Source organism: Actinosynnema sp. NPDC023794 (assembly GCF_040639675.1).
GTDB lineage: Bacteria > Actinomycetota > Actinomycetes > Mycobacteriales > Pseudonocardiaceae > Actinosynnema > Actinosynnema luteola.
The window spans coordinates 1-17,963 of record NZ_JBFAFR010000016.1 but is presented as its reverse complement, the minus strand read 5'-3'; the positions used below and the strand labels follow the sequence as shown (position 1 = coordinate 17,963).

Here is a 17,963-nt window from a genome sequence, read left to right as displayed (position 1 = left end):
GCGCGCTCAGCGGAACTCGTCCACGTGGTCGGCCACCCACTCGCGGAACGGGCGCGCGGGCGTCCCGGTCACCTCCTCGACCGCGGTCGTCGGCGCGGACGGCCGGTGGACCAGCTCGGCCTGGCCGTCGAGCACCGCGTCCACCACGGACTCCGGCAGCCACGACAGCGACCGCTCCCGCTCCTCCTCGCGGGACAGCTCCTCCCACCGCAGCGGCCGGCCGAGGGCCTCGCCGATGACGCGCACCTGCTCGACCTTGGTCAGCACCTCCGGCCCGGTGAGCTCGTAGCGTGCCCCGGCGTGCCCGGTCGCGGTCAACGCCCGCACCGCCACCGCCGCGATGTCGGCCTCGTGGATCAACGTCGACGCCGCCTGCCCGTACGCGCCGCGCACCACGTCACCGGCGCGGATCTCCGGCGCCCAGGCGCGGGTGTTGACGGCGAAGCCGTGCGGGCGCAGGAACGTCCACTCCGCCCCGGCCCGCGCGAGAGCCCGTTCGACCTCGGCGTGGAACCGCCCGATCGGGTGAGGCTGCTCGTCCACGCCGTCGACCACCGCGCCGGAGGACAGCAGGACCACCCGGCGCGCGCCGATCAGCTCCGCCACCGCGTCGGCGGCGCCGGCCGTGAACGCGGGCCAGACCAGGAACACCCGGTCGACGCCGACCAACGCCGCCTCCAGCGTCGCCGGGTCGAAGTGGTGACCGCGCACGACCTCGACCCCGGCCGGCAACCCCGCGTCCGACCGCCGGCTCAGCGCCCTCGGCACGACACCCTCCGCCGGCAGTCCGCGGACCACGTGCGCGCCGACGTTCCCCGTCGCCCCGGTCACCAGAACCTTGTTCCGCACCACCGCGATCCCTCCCTCTCGTCGACCGCGACCGTAGGCGCGCGGTGATCGATCAGGTAAGGACGAACCCGTGGGTAAGCTCCGGGTGTGGCGGTAGGAGTCCAGGAAGGGCAGGGCGCGGGCGAGGAACCGGGTGACGGGTTTCACCCCGACTGCCCGGGGCACGTGCTGTTCCGCCACGCCACCAGCCGGTGGGGGATCATCCTGATGACCGCGCTGCGCCCCGGCCCGCAGCGCTTCCACCGGCTGCGCGACCGGGCCGCCGGCATCAGCGAGAAGGTGCTCTCGCAGAACCTGCGCGAACTCGTCCGCGACGGCCTGGTGACCCGCGAGGTGGAACCGACGACCCCGCCGCGGGTGACCTACGCGCTCACCCCGCTGGGCCGGCAGTTCGCCGTCCGGCTGGGCGCGGTGCTGGAGTGGGTCGGCGACCGGGTCCCGGACGTGCTGGACGCGCGGCGGCGGTACGACGAGGCCGGCTAGGCGTTGTCGGCCCGGTCCCACAGCACGGCGAGCGCGGCGTTGACCGCGGCCGACTGCTGGACGTGCGGGTAGTAGCCGGGCGCGGTGAGCAGCGGCGAGCCGATCCGGTCGGCGATCACCTCGGCGGCAGCCTGCAGCGGGACGCCCGCGAGCCTGCGGTACTCCTCCGGCGCGCCCGACCAGTCGCCCCGGATCACGAGCGCGGGCCACGGCGCCTCCGCCAACGGCTCCAGCGGCACGTCGGCGTCCCAGCACGGGCGTTCGGCCATGGTCGTGCGGGCGGCGCGCAGCCGGGCCGGCGTCGGCTCGGGCGCGGGCAGGCCGTCCTCCGCGGGACGCAGCGCACCCGGCTGGATCAGGCACAACGAGCGCACCAGGTCGGGCCTGGCCGCGGCGGCGAGCATCGCGGCGACCGCGCCGTACGAGTGGCCCACCAGGTGGGCGCCACCGTCCAGCAGCGCGACGGTGTCCTCCGCGTCCACTTCGTGGTCGGAGCGGTGCGGTCCGTCGAGGTCGGGGCTCGCGCCGAAGCCGCGGCGGTCCACCAGGAGCAGCCGTCGGCGTTCGGTGAGCGGGCGCTGGTGACCGAAGCCGTAGTCGTCGTCCGAGCCCCAGCTGAGCACCCCGTGCAGGAACACGGCCGGTGGCACGTCCGCGGGGCCTTCGACGACGGTCACGTGGACGGGAGTCATGCCCCCGGTCAACCGGCGGACCGGTCAGGCCGCGAGGACCGCCAGTCCCAGGGCCGCGGCGCCGGCGGCGGTGAGACGGGCGGGCGCGCGGTCACCCGGCGCGACCGGGCTCGCCGGTGCGATCAGACCGGCGTGCACCAGGGCGCGCGCCGCGGTCGGATCGCAGAACGGCAGACCGTCCACCCGCACGTCGGGCTCGGCGCTGCGGGTCAGGTCGACCCGGTTCGCGACCGTCGCCCTCAGCAGCGCGATCTCGCGTCTGGACAGCTCCTTCATGACGAACACCTCCATTGGGACGAACGGCGTGGCGGACGTCCCGGTTCACAGTTGGGACGCCCGCGTTGCCACCGTCGTTCCCCGTTACCGTTCAGCCCGCTGCGCGCGCGCCGCGTCGTTCCGCCGCTTCCAGCACCAGGCGCAGCCACTCGGCGTCGCCCGCCGCACCCTCCACCGCCGCCCGGCGCAGCCGCAGCCACAACCCGGCCTCGCTCCACTCCTGGAACCGGCGGTGCACGGTCGGCACGGTCACGCCGAACGTCGGCGGCAGGTGCCGCCAGGCGCAACCGCTGGTCAGGACGAACACGATCGCGGTGAAGATGGCGCGGTCCGACACCCGACCCCGGCCGCCGCCCTGGCGGCGCACCTTCGCGGGCGGCAGGAGCGGCTCCACCACGGCCCACAGCGACGGCGGCACCAGGCGCACGGCCAGCTGCTCGATCACGTCGGCGTGCGGCGGTCGGGGTGGCGCCTCCGGCGCCCGGCGCACCCACGGCTCCTGCCGCTGGGCGTCACCGCGCTGGCGGGCGCGCAGCAACATGGCCAGGGCGGCGTCGTCCGTGCGCCTGGGGGCGACCGCGGGGTGCGCGTGCTGTTGCACCTGGCGGGCGATCTCCGCGCCCACCGTTCGACCGAACGGCTGCGCTGGTCGTACGTAGTTGGTCATCAGGTCCTCCGCCCAGGACGTCGTGATGCCCATCACGCTAGGAACACCGGCGCTCCCTGGTAAGGGAACGCGCGACGAACGGGAGTGGTCCAGCGTCACGCGGCCACCGGCACTCCGCCGAACGGCAACACAGGAGCGACGAGCGGATGAGCGGTCACTCCCCGATACCGGCTGCGCACGGATACGCTCGAAGGTGTGAGCACTGCGCCGCGACTCCTCGCCACCAGCGACCTGCACGTGACGTACCAGCAGAACCGCCACTTCGTCGAGGCCATCCGGCCGCACTCGCCGGACGACTGGCTGATCGTCGCGGGCGACGTGGCGGAGAAGTTCGACGACGTCGAGTGGGCGTTGAGCGTGCTGCGCGGCCGGTTCGCCAAGGTGGTCTGGTCGCCGGGCAACCACGAGCTGTGGACCACGAAGGACGACCCGGCGCAGGCCCGCGGCGAGGTGCGCTACAAGCAGTTGGTCGAGCTGTGCCGCAGCATCGACGTGCTCACGCCCGACGACGAGTTCGCGGTGTTCGAGGGCGTCGGCGGGCCGGTGGCGGTGGCGCCGCTGTTCACGCTCTACGACTACACGTTCCGCCCGGCGGGCACGACGGACAAGGCGTCCGCGCTGGCCGCGGCGCAGGAGGCCGGGGTGATCTGCACCGACGAGTACTTCCTGCACCCCGACCCGTACCCGAGCCGCGAGGCGTGGTGCGCGGCGCGGATCGAGGAGAGCGAGCGGCGGTTGCGCGCCGTGGACAGCTCGTTGCGCACCGTGCTGATCAACCACTGGCCGCTCGTGCGCGATCCCACGTTCGTGCTGCGGTACCCCGAATTCGCCTTGTGGTGCGGTTCCGAGCGGACCGCGGACTGGCACCTGAGGTTCCGCGCGGCGGTGATGGTCTACGGGCACCTGCACATCCCGCGCACGATCCGCAAGGACGGCGTCCGCTTCGACGAGGTGTCGCTCGGTTACCCGCGGGAGTGGCAGCCGCGCGGCTGGACCGCCGCGCCGCTGCTGGACGTGCTGCGCGAGGGGGACGCACGGTGATCACGGACCTGCTCCCGCCGCCGGTGTCGGCGTTCGAGGTGTTCGACGACCCCGTCGGGGTGGTGTTGTTCCCCGAAGAGGAGGAGCACGTCGCCCGGGCGGTGGAGAAGAGGCGCAAGGAGTTCACCACGGGCCGGCACTGCGCGCGCACGGCGTTGGCCGCCCTCGGGTTCCCGCCCGTGCCGCTGCTGCCCGGTCCGAAGCGCGAGCCGACGTGGCCGGAGGGCGTGGTCGGCAGCATCACGCACTGCAAGGGCTACCGGGCGGCGGCCGTCGGCCGGTCGTCCGAGGTGTGGACGATCGGGATCGACGCCGAGCCGAACGAGCCGACGCCGAACGGCGTGCTGGAGGCCGTCGCGGTGCCCGGCGAGCTGGCCCGGATGGGTGAGCTGCGGGCGGCCGGCGACAAGGTGGCGTGGGACCGGCTGCTGTTCAGCGCGAAGGAGACCGTCTACAAGGCGTGGTTCCCGCTGGCGCGGACGTGGCTGGGGTTCGAGGATGCGGAGGTGGCCATCAACCCGGACGACGGCACGTTCACCGCGCGGATCCTCATCGAGCCGCCCGTGGTGGACGGCGTGGTGCTGGACGGGTTCACCGGTCGCTGGCTGGCGCGGGAGGGGTTTGTGGTGACCGCGATCGCGGTACCCGCGCGCTGATCGGGACGGGAAGGCGGCGGTATGGGCGACGAGGTCGGGCGACAGCAGTTCACCCGCGACGACCGGACGCGGTACCGCACGAAGGTGCGTCGCTGCCTGGACGTGTTCGCCCGGATGCTGGGCGAGTCCAGGTTCGAGTTCGACCGGCCGACGACCGGGTTGGAGATCGAGCTCAACCTGGTCGACGACGCGGGCGACCCGGCGATGCGCAACGCCGAGGCGTTGGAGGCCATCGCCGACCCGGACTTCGTCACCGAGCTCGGCCAGTGGAACCTGGAGATCAACGTCGCGCCCCGGCTGCTGACCGGTGGCGGGATCACGGCGTTCGAGGACGTCGTGCGGGCGTCGTTGAACGAGGCCGAGCACAAGGCGCGCGGGGTCGACGCGCACATGGTGATGATCGGGATCCTGCCGACGTTGCAGCCGAAGCACCTGGCGGTGGACGCGCTGTCGGGCAATCCGCGGTACACGCTGCTGAACGAGCAGGTGCTGGCCGCGCGGGGTGAGGACCTCCAGATCGCGATCAGCGGGATCGAGCGCTTGCAGCTCACCGCGGACTCGATCGTGCCTGAAGCCGCGTGCACCAGCACGCAGTTCCACCTCCAGGTGTCGCCGGAGGACTTCGCGGCGTACTGGAACGCGGCGCAGGCCATCGCGGGCGTGCAGGTCGCGATCGGGGCCAACTCGCCGTTCCTGCTGGGCAAGGAGCTGTGGCGGGAGACGCGGATCGCGTTGTTCCAGCAGGCCACGGACACGCGCAGCGACGAGCTGAAGGAGCAGGGCGTCCGGCCGCGGGTGTGGTTCGGGGAGCGGTGGATCACGTCGATCTTCGACCTGTTCGAGGAGAACGTGCGGTACTTCCCGGCGTTGCTGCCCATCTGCGACGAGGAGGACCCGTTGCAGGTGCTGGAGCGCGGCGACACGCCGTCGTTGGCGGAGCTGCGCTTGCACAACGGCACGATCTACCGCTGGAACCGGCCGGTGTACGACGTGGTGCGCGACCAGCCGCACCTGCGCGTGGAGAACCGCACGTTGCCCTCCGGGCCGACCGTGGTCGACATGCTGGCGAACGGCGCGTTCTACTACGGCCTGGTGCGCGTGCTGGCCGAGGAGGAACGGCCGCTGTGGTCGCAGATGTCGTTCAGCGCGGCGGAGGAGAACTTCACCTCGGGCGCCCGGTCGGGCATCGACGCGCAGGTGTACTGGCCGGGGCTGGGCACGGTGCCGGTGGTGGAGCTGGTGCTGCGCCGCCTGCTGCCGATGGCGCACGAGGGCCTGGTGCGGATGAAGGTGGACCCGGCCGAGCGCGACCGGCTGCTGGGCGTGATCGAGCAGCGGTGCCTGACCGGCGTGAACGGGGCGACGTGGCAGGCGCGCGCGTTCCACCGGCAGTACGACCACACGGCGCTGGACCGGCCCGAGGCGCTGCGCCGGATGCTGCGCTCGTACCGGGACCTGATGCACACCAACGAACCGGTCCACACCTGGCCGGTGCCCTGAGCCCGACCGGTCACAGGACGGCGCGGCACAGGCGGCACACGGGATCCGCGCCCGGTCCGGGCTTCACCACGAAGACGTTCCTGGTCGCGAGGTAGTGCCCGGGGCACCCTCGTTGCCCTGGCCGCAGGTGGTCCAGTCAGGTCCGGGCTTGCGCCTCCAGCGCCCTCATGGCGTCGGCTTGCCGGGCCTCGACGGCGCGGTTCCACCACGACTCGCCCTCCGCACTGCCCTTGTGCAGGGCGGAGAGGCTGAACATCGCGTCCGGGTGGCCTCCCTCGGCGGCGCGGCGGAACCAGGTTTCCGCCTGGTCCGACGGCGGCTCGACCCGTCGGCCCGGACGGCGGATCGCGGCACGGGCGCTCGCGGAGCCCCACCGCGTCAGCAACATCCCCAGCTCGTACATCGCCCGGGTGTCGCCCGCTTCCGCCGCACGGCGGAAGCAGCGCTCGGCGCCGTCGAGGTCGTCGCGCCGCCGGGCCAGCACGCCGAGGACGACGAGCACCCGGTGTGCGGCCTCCCGTTCCAGCCGGTCGAGCGCCGAGGCCCCCAACGGCGGCAGCGCGTCCCACAGGTCGTGGTCCACCTCGCCCGACGCCCGCTCCAGCAGGCGTTCGGCCTCGGCGGTCTCGCCCCGGTGCACCAGCAGCAGCGCGAGGTCGGCCATGGCGGACGCGCGACCGGCGACGGCCGCTCTCCGGTACCACTCCTCGGCCTCCGCCACCCTGCCCCGGGCCACCAGCACCGACCCGAGGTGGCCCATCGCGTCGACGTCACCGGCCTCGGCGGCGCGGCGGTGCCAGGTCTCCGCGCCGTCCACGTCACCGCGCCCGGCCAGCAGCTCGCCGAGTTCCACCAGGAAGAACGGCTCGCCGGTCGCCTCGACGGCCCGGCGCAACCACCGCTCCGCCTCGTCGGTCTCGCCCCTGGCCCGCAGCCGGGTGCTGATCACCGCGAGGGCACGCGGGTCGCCCGACTCGGCGGCACGGCGGTACCACGCGTCGTCGTCGCCGGAGCGGCCCGTCGACGAGAGCAGGTCGGCCAGCGCGGTCATCGCCTCCTGGTCGCCGCGGTCGGCGGCTTCCCGGTACCAGTGCTCGGCGTCGTCCAGCCGGTCGTCCTGCCTGGCGAGACGGGCCAGACCGTGCATCGCGGTCGTGTCGCCGAGTTCGGCGGCGCGGCCGTACCAGCGCGAGGCTTCGGCGAGCGCGCCGCGTTCCTCGCAGATCATCGCCAGCAGGTTCATCCCGTCGACGTCACCGCGATCGGCGGCGGCGCGGTACCAGACCTCCGCCGCCGCGACGTCACCGCCGCGTGCCGCGGCCACCCCGAAGCCGACCACGGCCGCCGTGTCGGCGTTGCCCGTCTTCTCGCTCACGTGTCCCCCTTCGGCGTCGCCCCACCTCCGATGTTCCCGCACGGCCGGGCCGGCCGCACTCACCTCGCCGAAGATCGCCCGATCGCCGCCGGGACGGGGCCGGGCCGACCCCGCCGACGGACGCCTACGCCGTGGTGAAGTCGACGTCGACCCAGTAGTTGTGGTGGTTGGCCGTCCGCGGGAAGTCGGGGTAGCTCTGGATGCGGCCGAACATCCCGTTGGGCGTGTCAGGGCCACCAGGAGCGGTCAGCTGCGGGGTGGTGGCGCCGCCGTACCTGAAGTAGTCGCGGGTTTCGGACTGGCGGCCCTGGTAGGTGCTGTACCAGGCCAGGTACGTGGTCCCCGCGGTGACCGGCACCGGCGTGGTGAAGGTCGTCCGCTGCCAACCCGACGTGGTCTCGCCGTCGAACGCGCGGGAGGCCAGGGTCGTGCTGTCCGGGAGCGACAGGTAGGCGACGTGCGGGCCGCCGTTGGCCGGTGACTTGTAGTACTTGACGCCGGTCACGAAGCCGTCGACGGCGGGCACGAACTTGACGCCGAAGCCCGCGCCGCCCAAGTAGCCCCCTTCGATCACCTCCGGCACCGCGGCCTCGCTGAACAGCGAGCACGGGCACGGCGGGTTCCCGGTGGTGTACGACCACGTCGTGGGCTCGGCCGCCACGTTCTCGTGCACGTCGACCGCACGCACGGTCGCGGTGTACGTGGTGCCGCGCACCAGCGGCGCGGCCGGCATCCAGACCAGCGTGCGGTCGCCGTCGGCACGGGCGACGGTCCCCCGCATGGTGACGCCGTGGGAGTCCACCACCGCGAAGGTCGTGCCCACCAGGCTCACCCGCTCGTCGTAGGTGGCGGTGAGCGTGGCGTCCAAGGCGACGTCCGCGCCGTTGTCGGTCGGCGTGTGCCCGGTGTGCACCGGCGGCGTCGTGTCGGTGAACGGCGTGAAGTCGACGTCCACCCAGTAGTTGTTGCCGTCCCACGACCTGGTGGGGAAACCGCCGCCGGGCACGAACACACCGGCCGCGCTGCCCTCCGCGGTCGTCAACGGCGCGGAGACGACCGGGTGGCGCCGGGTGAAGTACTGCTGGTCGACCGCGTAGTGCCCGTTGGGCGCGGTGTAGGAGGCCACGTAGGTCGAGTTGCCCGCGATGGGCGCCGGTTCGGCGAACACGAGGGTCTGCCAGCCCGTCGCGGTCTCGTCGACGAACGTGCCGGTGGCGATCCGCTGGCCGCTCGCGGTCCACAGCGAGCCGGTGTGGGTGCCGGTGTTGCCGTCGCCCTTGTAGAACCGGACGCCGGTGACCCAGCCGCCGCGGCTCGTGGCGAACCGGGTGCCCAGCTCGTACGCGCCGCCGTCGTTCGCCGACGGGACGCGCGGCACGGTCGCGGTGCTGAACAGCGAGCAGGGGCAGGGCGCCGTGGCAAGAGTGGTGATCGTCCACGTGGCCGCTGACTCCATGGTGTTGCCGTTGACGTCGGCCACCTGGACGCTCGCCCCGTACCGGGTGCCCGCCTTGAGCGCGCCGTTCGGCGTCCACGTCGCGGTCTTCCCGTCCGCCGAGTAGGTCGACGTGCCGTGCAGCGACGCGCCCGCCGGGTCGGTCAGGACGATGGTGGCCGACCCGGGGTCGACGGCTTCGCTGAACCCGAGCGTCAGCGACCCGTCGAGCGGCACGTCGGTCGCGTCCGGACCGGGTGTGCGGGTGTCCAGGGTGGGCCGGGTGGTGTCGCCGTTGAGGCCGTTGCGGTACACGACGTCGACCCAGTAGTTGGACGCGAGGTGCCCGCTGGTCGGGAATCCGCCGCCGTAGCGGTACACCCCGTTCGCGCCGTCGCCGGGAGCGGTGATCGGGCCGTAGGTCGTCGGCTGCGACTCGAAGTGCCGCTGGGTGGCCGCGTAGTGGCCGTCGGGCGCGTAGTAGGACACCACGTAGGTGGTGTTGGGCTGGACGGACACCGGCGCGGCGAACGTCAGCGTCTGCCAGCCGGTCGTCGTCTCGCCGGTGAACGTGCCGGTGGCCAGCAGCAGCCCGGTCGACGTCCAGACCGACCCGGTGTGCGTGCCGGTGTTGCCGGGCCCCTTGTAGAACCGGACGCCCAGCACCTCGCCCTTCCCGGCGAACCGGACCTCGACGCCGAGTTCGACGGCCCGCGCGTCGTCGGTGGCGGGCGCGGACGGGGTGGTGAAGTCGTCCCACAACGTGCACGGGCACTGGGCCGCGCGCGGCGTGCCGGTGGTGAACCGCCAGGTGTGCGCGGCGGTCTGGTTGCCGGCCGCGTCGCGGACGCGCACCGACGCGGTGAACAGCGTGCCCGCCGGCAGCGGGGCCTCCGGCTGGAACTGGGTGGTCATGCCGTTGCCGGACGACGAGGTGCCACCGACGACCGGACCGTCCGGGCCGGTGAGGGTGAACTCGGCGGAGCCCGGCGCCACCGGCTCGTCGAAGGCGGCGGTCACGACCTCGGACAGCGGGACGCTGCCCGCGCCGGCCACGGGCGTGGTGCCGGTCAGGTCGGGCGCCCTGGTGTCCGCGCCGGGTTCCGGCGACCACACCACGTCGACCCAGTAGTTCGTGCCGGACGAGGCGGTGCCGGGGAAGCCGGCACCCGCGCGGAACACTCCGTTGGGGCCGTCGACGCCGGTCTGCGGGCCGGTCAGCGGTTCCAGGTGGCGGGCCGACCGGGCGAAGTAGCCGTGGTCGAACGAGTAGTGCCCGGCCGGCGCGAAGTAGGAGGTGACGTAGGTGGTGTCGCCCGCGACCGGCACGGGGGTCGGGAAGACGAGGGTCTGCCAGCCGCTCGCCGTCTCGTCGCGGAACGTGCCGGTCGCCAGCCGCACACCGGCGGCCGACCACAGCGAACCGGTGTGCGTGCCGGTGTTGTTCGGCCCCTTGTAGAACCGCACACCCCGCACGTAGCCGTCGTGGGTCGACCGCCACTTCACGCCCAGCTCCACGGCTGTGCCGTCGGCCGCGTCGACCGCCGACGGCACGTCGGAGCCGGACCACAGGCCGCACGGGCAGGCCCTGGCGGCGACCGCTGTCTCCGCGGACGCCTCGCCGACCGTGCCGCGCCCCGCGTCCAGTGCGCGCACCCGCAGTTGCGCGGCGCCCGACGCCGACGGCGTGAAGGTGTGGCTCCACGTCGTCTGACCCGCCTGCCAGCCGGCCGCGAGCCACGTCACGCCCGCGTCGGTCGACACCTCGACCGCGGCGACCGGGCTCTCGTCGGTCACGGTGCCGGAGAAGGTGTACGGCGTGCCGACGGTCGCCGTCGTCGGGACGTCGGTGATCGCGGTCGGCGTCGCGGCCACGGCCACCGGCGCGCGCCACGCGGTCGGCGCGACCACCACTGCGGCGGCGAAGACGACGACCGCGAACACCCTGGCCACCGCCGTGCCGGTTCTGCGTCTTGCTGCGCCACTCGGGAACATTCGGCCCGCCCGTTGTCGCGGAGCCTCGGACGGCCCCGGTCATGCCGGTGATCGGACCTCGGCGCGACACCGTTACGGTGGGCGACCTCGTACCCACGCGCCGTAGTCCTTGTGGCGCAGGGGATTGCTCTCCCACGCCGGCGGCACCGCATTGCGGCGGACAGCGGTCCGCGGTGGCGCGGCGCCGTCGACGGGGGTCGGTCAGCTCGTCGGGAAGTTGTCCGGGGTCCTCATGCGGTCACGGATCCAGACGCCCGCGGGCTTGAGCACACCCGTGCCGGTGAACGTGGAACCGGCGCACGTGCCCTCCTTGAACACCGCGCCCGAGCGGAAGTCGTCGGAGAAGTTCCAGTTCGTCCAGCCGATCTTGTTGGCGGTCAGGAAGTCCAGGTACTTCTGGCTGTACGCGAAGTCGTCGGCCCCGTCACCGGTGTAGGTCTGGGTGCCGAACTCGGTCACGAAGATCGGCAGCCGCGCCGCCGCCCGCTGCAACGCGGCGAAGTACTCGTCCTGGTGCGACGCCGCGTAGAAGTGGAACGTGTACATGAAGTTCGTGGCGTTGACGGGATCGGCGATGATGTCCTGCTCGCTGCGCCCGTCGGAGATGCCGAGCGAGCCCCAGCCGTGCGTGCCGACGAACACCACGCCGTCGGGGTCCTGCGCCCGGATCACCGGGATCATCTGCTCGGCGTAGGACTTGATCCCCGCCCACGACACGTTGTTCGGCTCGTTCGCGATGTCGTAGATGATGTTGGTCTTGTCCCGGTGCCGCTGCGCGACCTCGGTGAAGAACGTGCGCGCCAGTGAGATGTTCGCGTTCGGGTCGCCCGGGTCGAGCTGGTGCCAGTCGACCAGCGCGTACAGGCCGCGCCGCGTCGCCTCCTCGATGTAGCCGTGCACCATGTCGGTGAACTTGCGCGGGTTCGTCTCGTACCCGCCCTCCTGCACGTACAGCGAGATCCGCAGGACGTCCGCGCCCCAGTCGTTCGCCAACGCGTCCAGCGAGGCGGCCTTGACGCACTGCGAGTACCACTGGATGCCGTGCGTGCTCATGCCGCGCAACTGGATCGGGCGCCCGTGCTGGTTGCACAGCTGCACGCCGCACACCCGCAGCTGCCCGTTGACGTCCGCGGGCCGGCCCGCGCCGGTCGTGCCGGTGTCGACGGTGAGCCGGTCGAGGTTCGGCCCGCCGTTGGCCGTGGTCGCGGTGACGCGCACCCGGTTCGCGCCGGCGGCCAGCCGCGCGGTCGCGGAGCCCGTGCCCCAGGTGGACCACGCGCCGGTGCCGGGGAACGCCACGCTCACGCCGGCCGAGCCGTTGACCGTGACGCTCACCGGCCGGTTGGCGGTGCTGCCGTTGGCGTAGCGGAAGGACAGGGTCGCGGGGCCGGCGGTCGCGGCGGTCACGGTGAACTCGACGTACGAGCCGGACTCGTTGTCGTAGTTGACGAATCCGCTGCCGGTGTAGCCCGCGTGGTTGGACTCGACCAGGCCGTCGGAGATCGTCGCGCTCTCCGCCTGGTGCTCGGTGACGGCCGTCGCGCCGAGGCCGGCCGCCGAGGCCGTCGGCACGGACAGGACGGCCGCGACGAGCGGCGCCAAGAGGATCGATACGGGCCATCGGGGTGTCACGGGGCGCCTCCCACGGTTGCAGGGTGAACACGGTGGCGGCGGTTCAGTTAGGAAACTTTCCTATCTGTTGGGTGGATCACAACACCCCAGGACACCCGCTGTCAACGGTTCGGGAAGCCGCGCGGAGGCCGGTTCAGGACACCGGGGCCGGGCTCGCCGTCCGGCGGGCGCGCAGGTGGGTGCTCGCGCTCCACGCCGACACCAGGCCGGGCAGCAGCACGTGCCACGGCAGGCGGGCCAGCACGTCGCGGCGCACGGTCAGGACGATCCGACCGGACGCGCCGCCGTCCAACCACACCACCCGCAGCGGCACGTCGCCCGCCACGTCCTCGACGGTGGCGAGCGACACCAGGCACGACGGCAGCGCCACGCGGTGGACGCACGACTCGGCGGTGAAGCCGTCGGCGCGCAGCACCTCGTGCCGCACGAACAGGGACCGCACGGCGGCGACCAGGCGTCGTTCACCCAGGCCCGCGCGCACCTGGATGGTCATGGACTCGTACCCGGCGGTCACGACAGGCCGTGTGGACACTCAGCGCCTTCCCTCGGTTAGGTGACCCTAACTTAGCACTAGTAGTCGTCGCCGCCGAAGAACGTTTCCTCCAGCCGGTCCGCCGTGCCCGCGAGCAACGCCAGCGGCTCGGTGAACTCGTGGATGTCCAGGTCCGACAACGGCAACGAGTGCCGCAGCACGACGTGGTCGCCCATGATCGCCGCGCCGCACGCGATGGTCGAGTTGCCCACCTCGGCGAGGAACGCGTGCAGGTCGACGTTCGACGCCAGCCCGATGGGCGAGGCGATCTGCACCCACTCGTGCAGCTTGTCGAGCACCTCGCGGACCAGGATGACCACCTGGGTCCGCTCGTCGTCCTCGTCGTACTGCTCGAAGTTGAACAGGATCCGGATCTCGTCCTCGTTCTCCGCGATCACGTCGTAGGTGTCGTGCACGTATGCGGCGAGGTCGCCCCAAGTGGCCATGCGATCACCCTACGGGCGCGACCGCCGCCCACACCGCGTCCCCGACCAGATCCGACGCCGCGGTCAGGTCGAGCACGCCCATCAGGTGCCGCCGGGCGCACTCGTGCGCGGGCCCCATCACCACGGCGTCCAACGCCCACAACGGGATCTCGCGCAGCTCGCCCGCCGCCATGCGTGCCGCGAACCAGCGTGCGACCGGCTCGAACACGTCCGCTTTCACGGCGGGGTCGGCGGTCGACGGCGCGGCGTAGAGGAACCGCGCCCGGCCGGGGTGCTCGGCGACCCACGCCAGGTACCGCGCCACCACCGCCCGCACGGCCTTCTCCGCGTCGCCGACCTCCAGCGCGGGCGCCACCGCCGCCACGCAGTGCGCGAAGCTCTCCCCGTACAGCACGGCGAACAGGCCCGCCCGGCTGCCGAAGTGGTGGTACACGCTCCCGTTGGACACCCCGGAACGGGCGGTCAGCGCGCTGATCGTGACCGCGTCGAGCCCTCCCTCGTCGACCAGCGCGAGGGCCGCGTCGAGCACTGCCCGCTGACCAGTCGATCTCACGGGGTTAGAGTACCGCTCTAGAGCGTCGCTCCCCTGGAGGTCACCGTGGCCCGTTCCATCCCCGATCTACTGCGTGAACGCGTGCGGGAGACCCCGGACGCCGAGGCGCTGCGCCACCGCACCGGAGCCGAGTGGACGTCGCTGACCTGGGCCGAGGTCGGCGAGCGGGTGCGCAGGCGGGCGCTGGGCTTCCGCGGGCTCGGCGTGCGCGACGAGGCAAGGGTCGCGATCATGGCGGCCACCAGCGTGGACTGGATCCTCACCGACCTGGCCGTGCTCGCGGCGGGTGGCGTGACGACGACCATCTACCCCAGCAGCACGCCGGACGTCGTCACGCACATCGTCCGCGACTCGGGGAGCGTGCTCGTGGTCGCCGACCCCGACCTGGCGGGCAAGGTGGACGCGAAGGTCGTCACGCCCGACTGGGAGCCCGACGAGGTCGAGGGCGACTACGACGCGATGGTGGACGAGATCACGCCGGACCGGCTGGCCACGCTGATCTACACCTCCGGCACCACGGGCACGCCCAAGGGCGTCGAGCTGACCCACGACAACTGGCTCTACACCGCCGAGGCGATCCGCGAGCTGGGCGTGCTGACGCCGGAGGACCTGCACTTCCTGTGGCTGCCGATGTCCCACGCGTTCGGCAAGGTGCTCCAGGTCGGGATGCTCGCGACCGGCGCGCCCACCGCCGTGGACGGCGACGTGGACCGGATCGCGGCCAACCTGCTCGAACTGCGCCCGACCGTGGTGGCCGCCGCGCCGCGGATCTTCGAGAAGATCCACCAGCGGGTCGTGGCCTCCATGCGCGAGGCCGGCGGGGTGAAGGCGAAGCTGTTCGACTGGGCGCTGACCGTGGCCGAGCACCCGGACTGGACGGTCCGCCGCAAGGTCGCCGACACGCTGGTGTTCAGCAAGCTGCGCGAGCGGGTCGGCGGCCGGATCAAGTACTTCGTGTCCGGCTCCGCGCCGCTGTCGCGCCCGGTCGGCGAGTTCTTCGACCGCGCGGGCATCACGATCCTGGAGGGCTACGGCCTGACCGAGTCGTCGGCGGCGTCGTTCGTGAACCGGCCCGGCGCGAACAAGCTCGGCACGGTCGGCAAGCCGCTGGTCGGCACCGAGGTCCGCATCGCCGACGACGGCGAGGTGCTGATCGGCGGGCGCGGCATCATGCGCGGCTACCACGGGTTGCCCGACGAGACCGCCGAGACGTTGCAGGACGGTTGGCTGCACACGGGCGACATCGGCGAGCTGGACGAGGCCGGCCGGTTGCGCATCACCGACCGGAAGAAGGAGCTGATCAAGACCTCCGGCGGCAAGTACGTCGCGCCGCAGGCGGTGGAGGGCCTGGTCAAGGCGAACAGCCCGTACATCGGCAACGTGCTCGTGCACGGCGACGGCCGCAACTACTGCGTCGCGCTGGTCACCCTCGACGCCGACCTCGCGCCCGCCGACCTCGACGCGGACGCCGAGGTCGGCCGGGCCGTGGCGGCGGCGAACGAGAAGTTGGCGCGGCACGAGACGATCAAGAAGTTCGCCGTGCTGCCGAAGGACTTCTCGGTGGACGACGGCACGCTCACCGCGAGCCTGAAGATGCGGCGCAAGGAGATCGAGGGCCGCTACAAGGACGTGCTGGACGGCTTGTACTCCTGAGCCCGGCGGTGTTGCGCGGGGCGCGCCACCGCGATGGCCCACACCGCCGCCACCAGCACGGCCACCACCTCGGTCAGCACCAGCAGCCGTTCGACGTACCCCAGCGGGATCACCCGCCACCAGGACGTGCCGACGACCGCGTTCACGCCGATCGCGTACAGGATCGGCGTGAACGCCAAAGCGGACAGCACGCCGAGCCGGAACGTCCACCGGGCGTGCGCGCCCCACTCCGGGTCGCGCCGCCACGGTCGGGCCAGCATCATCGCCGCGATCGGCAGCGCGACGAACGCGAGCAGGCTGCCGAAGCGGTGGATGCTGCCGCTCATGCTCGGGCCGATCGCCCAGTTGTTCTTGGGGAAGATCACGACCAGCGTCAACCCGACCGACCACGCGGCGAACGCCACCGAGCCCACCGAGTTCCACTTCGCGACGCCGCGTCGGACCAGCACGGCGAGGATCGCCACCGACCCGGCCACCAGCAGCAGGACGGCGGTGTCGAACACCCAGCGCTGCGGCCCGAGGGCGTACTCGCTGATGGTGCGGCGGAGATGTCTGGTGGAGTCGCCCAGCCGGTAGAGGTCCATCCCGCCGACGAGGGCGACGGTGAGCAGGACGGCGACAGCGCCCGCGAGGGCGACGAAGCGGGCCGGGGAACGGGTCGGGGCGAGTTCGGCGGTCAGCACAACGGGCAGAACGGACGGCGGCCGGCGTGGTGTTCCGGGTCGCGCGGATCGACAGCTTGTCGACAGCGGGGCCCGGCCCGGTGGCGCCCCGGATGTGGATCACTCGACCGGGCGAAGAGTGCAACCTGGGACAACCTGAATCGCATGTCTCACGTTAGCCGGATGAAACGGCCGGCCCGGCGGCGACCAGGCGTGGCGGTCACGGCGGCGCGGGCGCGGGTGGGTGCGGGGCGCGGGCGTGGGTGGGTGCGGTGCGGGGCGGTGCGGGGCGCGGGTAGGCGCGGTACGAAGTCGCCACCCGCTCGTCCGTCGGGGGAAACCCGGCCCCTGCCGACGGCGTGCTGCCGATGTTGATCGAGACCTTCCGCGTCGAGGACGGCCGACTCGCGGAGGTGTGGGGGCTCGGCGGCTCAGCTGGACTGGCGGACCACGAGCGTCGGCGCGAACACGACGGAGCTGACCGGGCGGTCCGGGCGTTCGACCCGCTGCACCAGCAGGCGGGCCATCTCGGCGGCCATGTCCTCCACCGGCTGGCGCACCGTGGTCAGCGGCGGGTCGCACTCGACGGCCGGGCTGCTGTCGTCGAAGCCGACCACCTTGACGTCCTCGGGCACCCGCCGCCCGCCGTTGCGCAGCACCGGCAGCGCGCCGGTCGCCATCAGGTCCGAGGCGACGAACAGCCCGTCGACGTCCGCGTCCACCAAGCGCCGTGCCGCCTCGGCGCCGCCCTCGCGGGAGAAGTCGCCCTCGACCACCACCGGTTCGGGCAGGCCGTGCCGGGCCACCGCGTCGCGGAAGCCGCGCAGCCGGTCCTGGCCGGCGGGCGTCTCCAGCGGGCCGGTGATGGTCGCCAGCCGTCGGCAACCCGAGGCGACCAGGTGGTCGGCGGCGAGCCCGGCCCCCGCGGCCTGGTCGACGTCGACGTAGGTGATCGACATCGGCCGGACCGGGCGCGCGGCCAGCACGACCGGCAGGTTCGCCTCGATCAGCTGCCGCGGCAGCGGGTCGGCGTCGTGGGTGTGGATCAGGATCACGCCGTCCAGCCGGTGCTGCCGGATGTCGTCCACCACCTCGCGGTGATCACCCGTGGTCAGCACCAGCTGCACGCCGAGCGGCCGGATCACCGGCAGCACGCCGCTGACCACCCGGCCGAAGTACGGGTCGTGCAGGGTGCGCCCCTCCTCCGGCAGGACGAGCCCGATGGCGCCTGCCCTGCGGGTGACGAGCGAACGCGCCGCGCGGTTGGGCGTGTACCCGGTCGTGGAAATGGCCTTCTCCACGACTTGGCGCAGCTCACGGTCCACCGTGGCGACCCCGTTGACGACCCGGGACACCGTGGCCCGGGAAACCCCCGCGATCCGCGCGACCTCTTCCAACGTGACTGGTCTGCGGTCCACGTCAGCCTTTATACCGGGGGTGCGGGGGGGGGGCGGCGGGGGCGAGCGCCCCCCCCCCCCGGCCCCACAAGGGCAGAGGGGCGGGCGGGGGGAGGAGG

At 72.8% G+C, this 17,963-nt stretch carries 16 protein-coding genes and 1 pseudogene; 5 read left to right on the top strand and 12 right to left on the bottom strand.

Annotated features, from left to right (window positions below; genetic code table 11):
- Window positions 1–6: 6 nt before the first annotated feature.
- Window positions 7–849 (bottom strand): SDR family oxidoreductase, encoded by an 843-nt coding sequence (locus AB0H12_RS27945; protein ID WP_499626724.1) that lies wholly within the window; start codon window positions 847–849, stop codon window positions 7–9.
- Between the two features lie 87 nt (window positions 850–936).
- On the opposite strand from AB0H12_RS27945, the gene AB0H12_RS27940 reads away from it, so the two are divergent.
- Entirely contained in the window at window positions 937–1,332 is a 396-nt protein-coding gene (locus tag AB0H12_RS27940) for a winged helix-turn-helix transcriptional regulator (protein WP_499626722.1), read from the top strand.
- Here AB0H12_RS27940 and AB0H12_RS27935 read toward each other — a convergent pair.
- From AB0H12_RS27935 to AB0H12_RS27925, 3 genes and pseudogenes are all read right to left on the bottom strand, one after another.
- Complete coding sequence (locus tag AB0H12_RS27935) at window positions 1,329–2,024, bottom strand: alpha/beta fold hydrolase (protein ID WP_499626720.1); 696 nt, start codon at window positions 2,022–2,024, stop codon at window positions 1,329–1,331. The genes AB0H12_RS27940 and AB0H12_RS27935 overlap by 4 nt on opposite strands.
- Window positions 2,025–2,048: 24 nt before the next feature.
- Window positions 2,049–2,300, bottom strand: a complete 252-nt coding sequence (locus tag AB0H12_RS27930) for a hypothetical protein (protein WP_230569255.1) — start codon at window positions 2,298–2,300, stop codon at window positions 2,049–2,051.
- A 103-nt stretch (window positions 2,301–2,403) separates the two neighbouring features.
- Window positions 2,404–2,745, bottom strand: a pseudogene (locus AB0H12_RS27925) (transposase); the annotation flags it as partial.
- A 417-nt stretch (window positions 2,746–3,162) separates the two neighbouring features.
- Between AB0H12_RS27925 and AB0H12_RS27920 the strand changes: the two are divergent.
- From AB0H12_RS27920 to AB0H12_RS27910, 3 genes are read left to right on the top strand one after another with little or no spacing between them, the layout of a single operon-like run.
- Entirely contained in the window at window positions 3,163–4,008 is an 846-nt protein-coding gene (locus tag AB0H12_RS27920; protein WP_499626718.1) for a metallophosphoesterase family protein, read from the top strand.
- On the top strand, window positions 4,005–4,664 hold the full coding sequence (locus tag AB0H12_RS27915) for a 4'-phosphopantetheinyl transferase family protein (RefSeq protein WP_499626716.1): 660 nt from the start codon (window positions 4,005–4,007) through the stop codon (window positions 4,662–4,664). The genes AB0H12_RS27920 and AB0H12_RS27915 overlap by 4 nt, the downstream gene beginning before the upstream one ends.
- Before the next feature lie 21 nt (window positions 4,665–4,685).
- Window positions 4,686–6,164, top strand: coding sequence for a glutamate-cysteine ligase family protein (locus AB0H12_RS27910; protein ID WP_499626714.1), 1,479 nt, complete (start codon window positions 4,686–4,688; stop codon window positions 6,162–6,164).
- A 136-nt stretch (window positions 6,165–6,300) separates the two neighbouring features.
- On the opposite strand, the gene AB0H12_RS27905 is transcribed toward AB0H12_RS27910, so the two are convergent.
- From AB0H12_RS27905 to AB0H12_RS27880, 6 genes are all read right to left on the bottom strand, one after another.
- Complete coding sequence (locus AB0H12_RS27905) at window positions 6,301–7,539, bottom strand: SEL1-like repeat protein (RefSeq protein WP_499626712.1); 1,239 nt, start codon at window positions 7,537–7,539, stop codon at window positions 6,301–6,303.
- 124 nt (window positions 7,540–7,663) lie between these two features.
- Complete coding sequence (locus AB0H12_RS27900) at window positions 7,664–10,918, bottom strand: DUF4082 domain-containing protein (RefSeq protein ID WP_499626711.1); 3,255 nt, start codon at window positions 10,916–10,918, stop codon at window positions 7,664–7,666.
- Window positions 10,919–11,170: 252 nt separating this feature from the next.
- Entirely contained in the window at window positions 11,171–12,601 is a 1,431-nt protein-coding gene (locus AB0H12_RS27895; protein ID WP_499626709.1) for a cellulase family glycosylhydrolase, read from the bottom strand.
- Between the two features lie 133 nt (window positions 12,602–12,734).
- Window positions 12,735–13,133: a hypothetical protein gene (locus AB0H12_RS27890; RefSeq protein WP_499626707.1), complete on the bottom strand. Its 399-nt coding sequence runs from the start codon at window positions 13,131–13,133 to the stop codon at window positions 12,735–12,737.
- A 38-nt stretch (window positions 13,134–13,171) separates the two neighbouring features.
- Window positions 13,172–13,579 carry a hypothetical protein gene (locus AB0H12_RS27885; protein ID WP_499626705.1) on the bottom strand — a complete coding sequence of 136 codons (408 nt, stop codon included), beginning with the start codon at window positions 13,577–13,579 and terminating at the stop codon, window positions 13,172–13,174.
- A gap of 4 nt (window positions 13,580–13,583) precedes the next feature.
- Entirely contained in the window at window positions 13,584–14,132 is a 549-nt protein-coding gene (locus AB0H12_RS27880; RefSeq protein WP_499626703.1) for a TetR/AcrR family transcriptional regulator, read from the bottom strand.
- Window positions 14,133–14,177: 45 nt separating this feature from the next.
- Here AB0H12_RS27880 and AB0H12_RS27875 point away from each other — a divergent pair, with 45 nt between their 5' ends.
- On the top strand, window positions 14,178–15,785 hold the full coding sequence (locus AB0H12_RS27875) for an AMP-dependent synthetase/ligase (protein WP_499626702.1): 1,608 nt from the start codon (window positions 14,178–14,180) through the stop codon (window positions 15,783–15,785).
- On the opposite strand, the gene AB0H12_RS27870 is transcribed toward AB0H12_RS27875, so the two are convergent.
- A complete protein-coding gene (locus AB0H12_RS27870; protein WP_499626700.1) occupies window positions 15,752–16,468 on the bottom strand; it encodes a DUF998 domain-containing protein in 717 nt (238 codons plus the stop codon). The two genes, AB0H12_RS27875 and AB0H12_RS27870, sit on opposite strands and share 34 nt — an antisense overlap.
- A 410-nt stretch (window positions 16,469–16,878) precedes the next feature.
- Window positions 16,879–17,865, bottom strand: a complete 987-nt coding sequence (locus tag AB0H12_RS27865; protein ID WP_499626698.1) for a LacI family DNA-binding transcriptional regulator — start codon at window positions 17,863–17,865, stop codon at window positions 16,879–16,881.
- Window positions 17,866–17,963 lie beyond the last annotated feature (98 nt).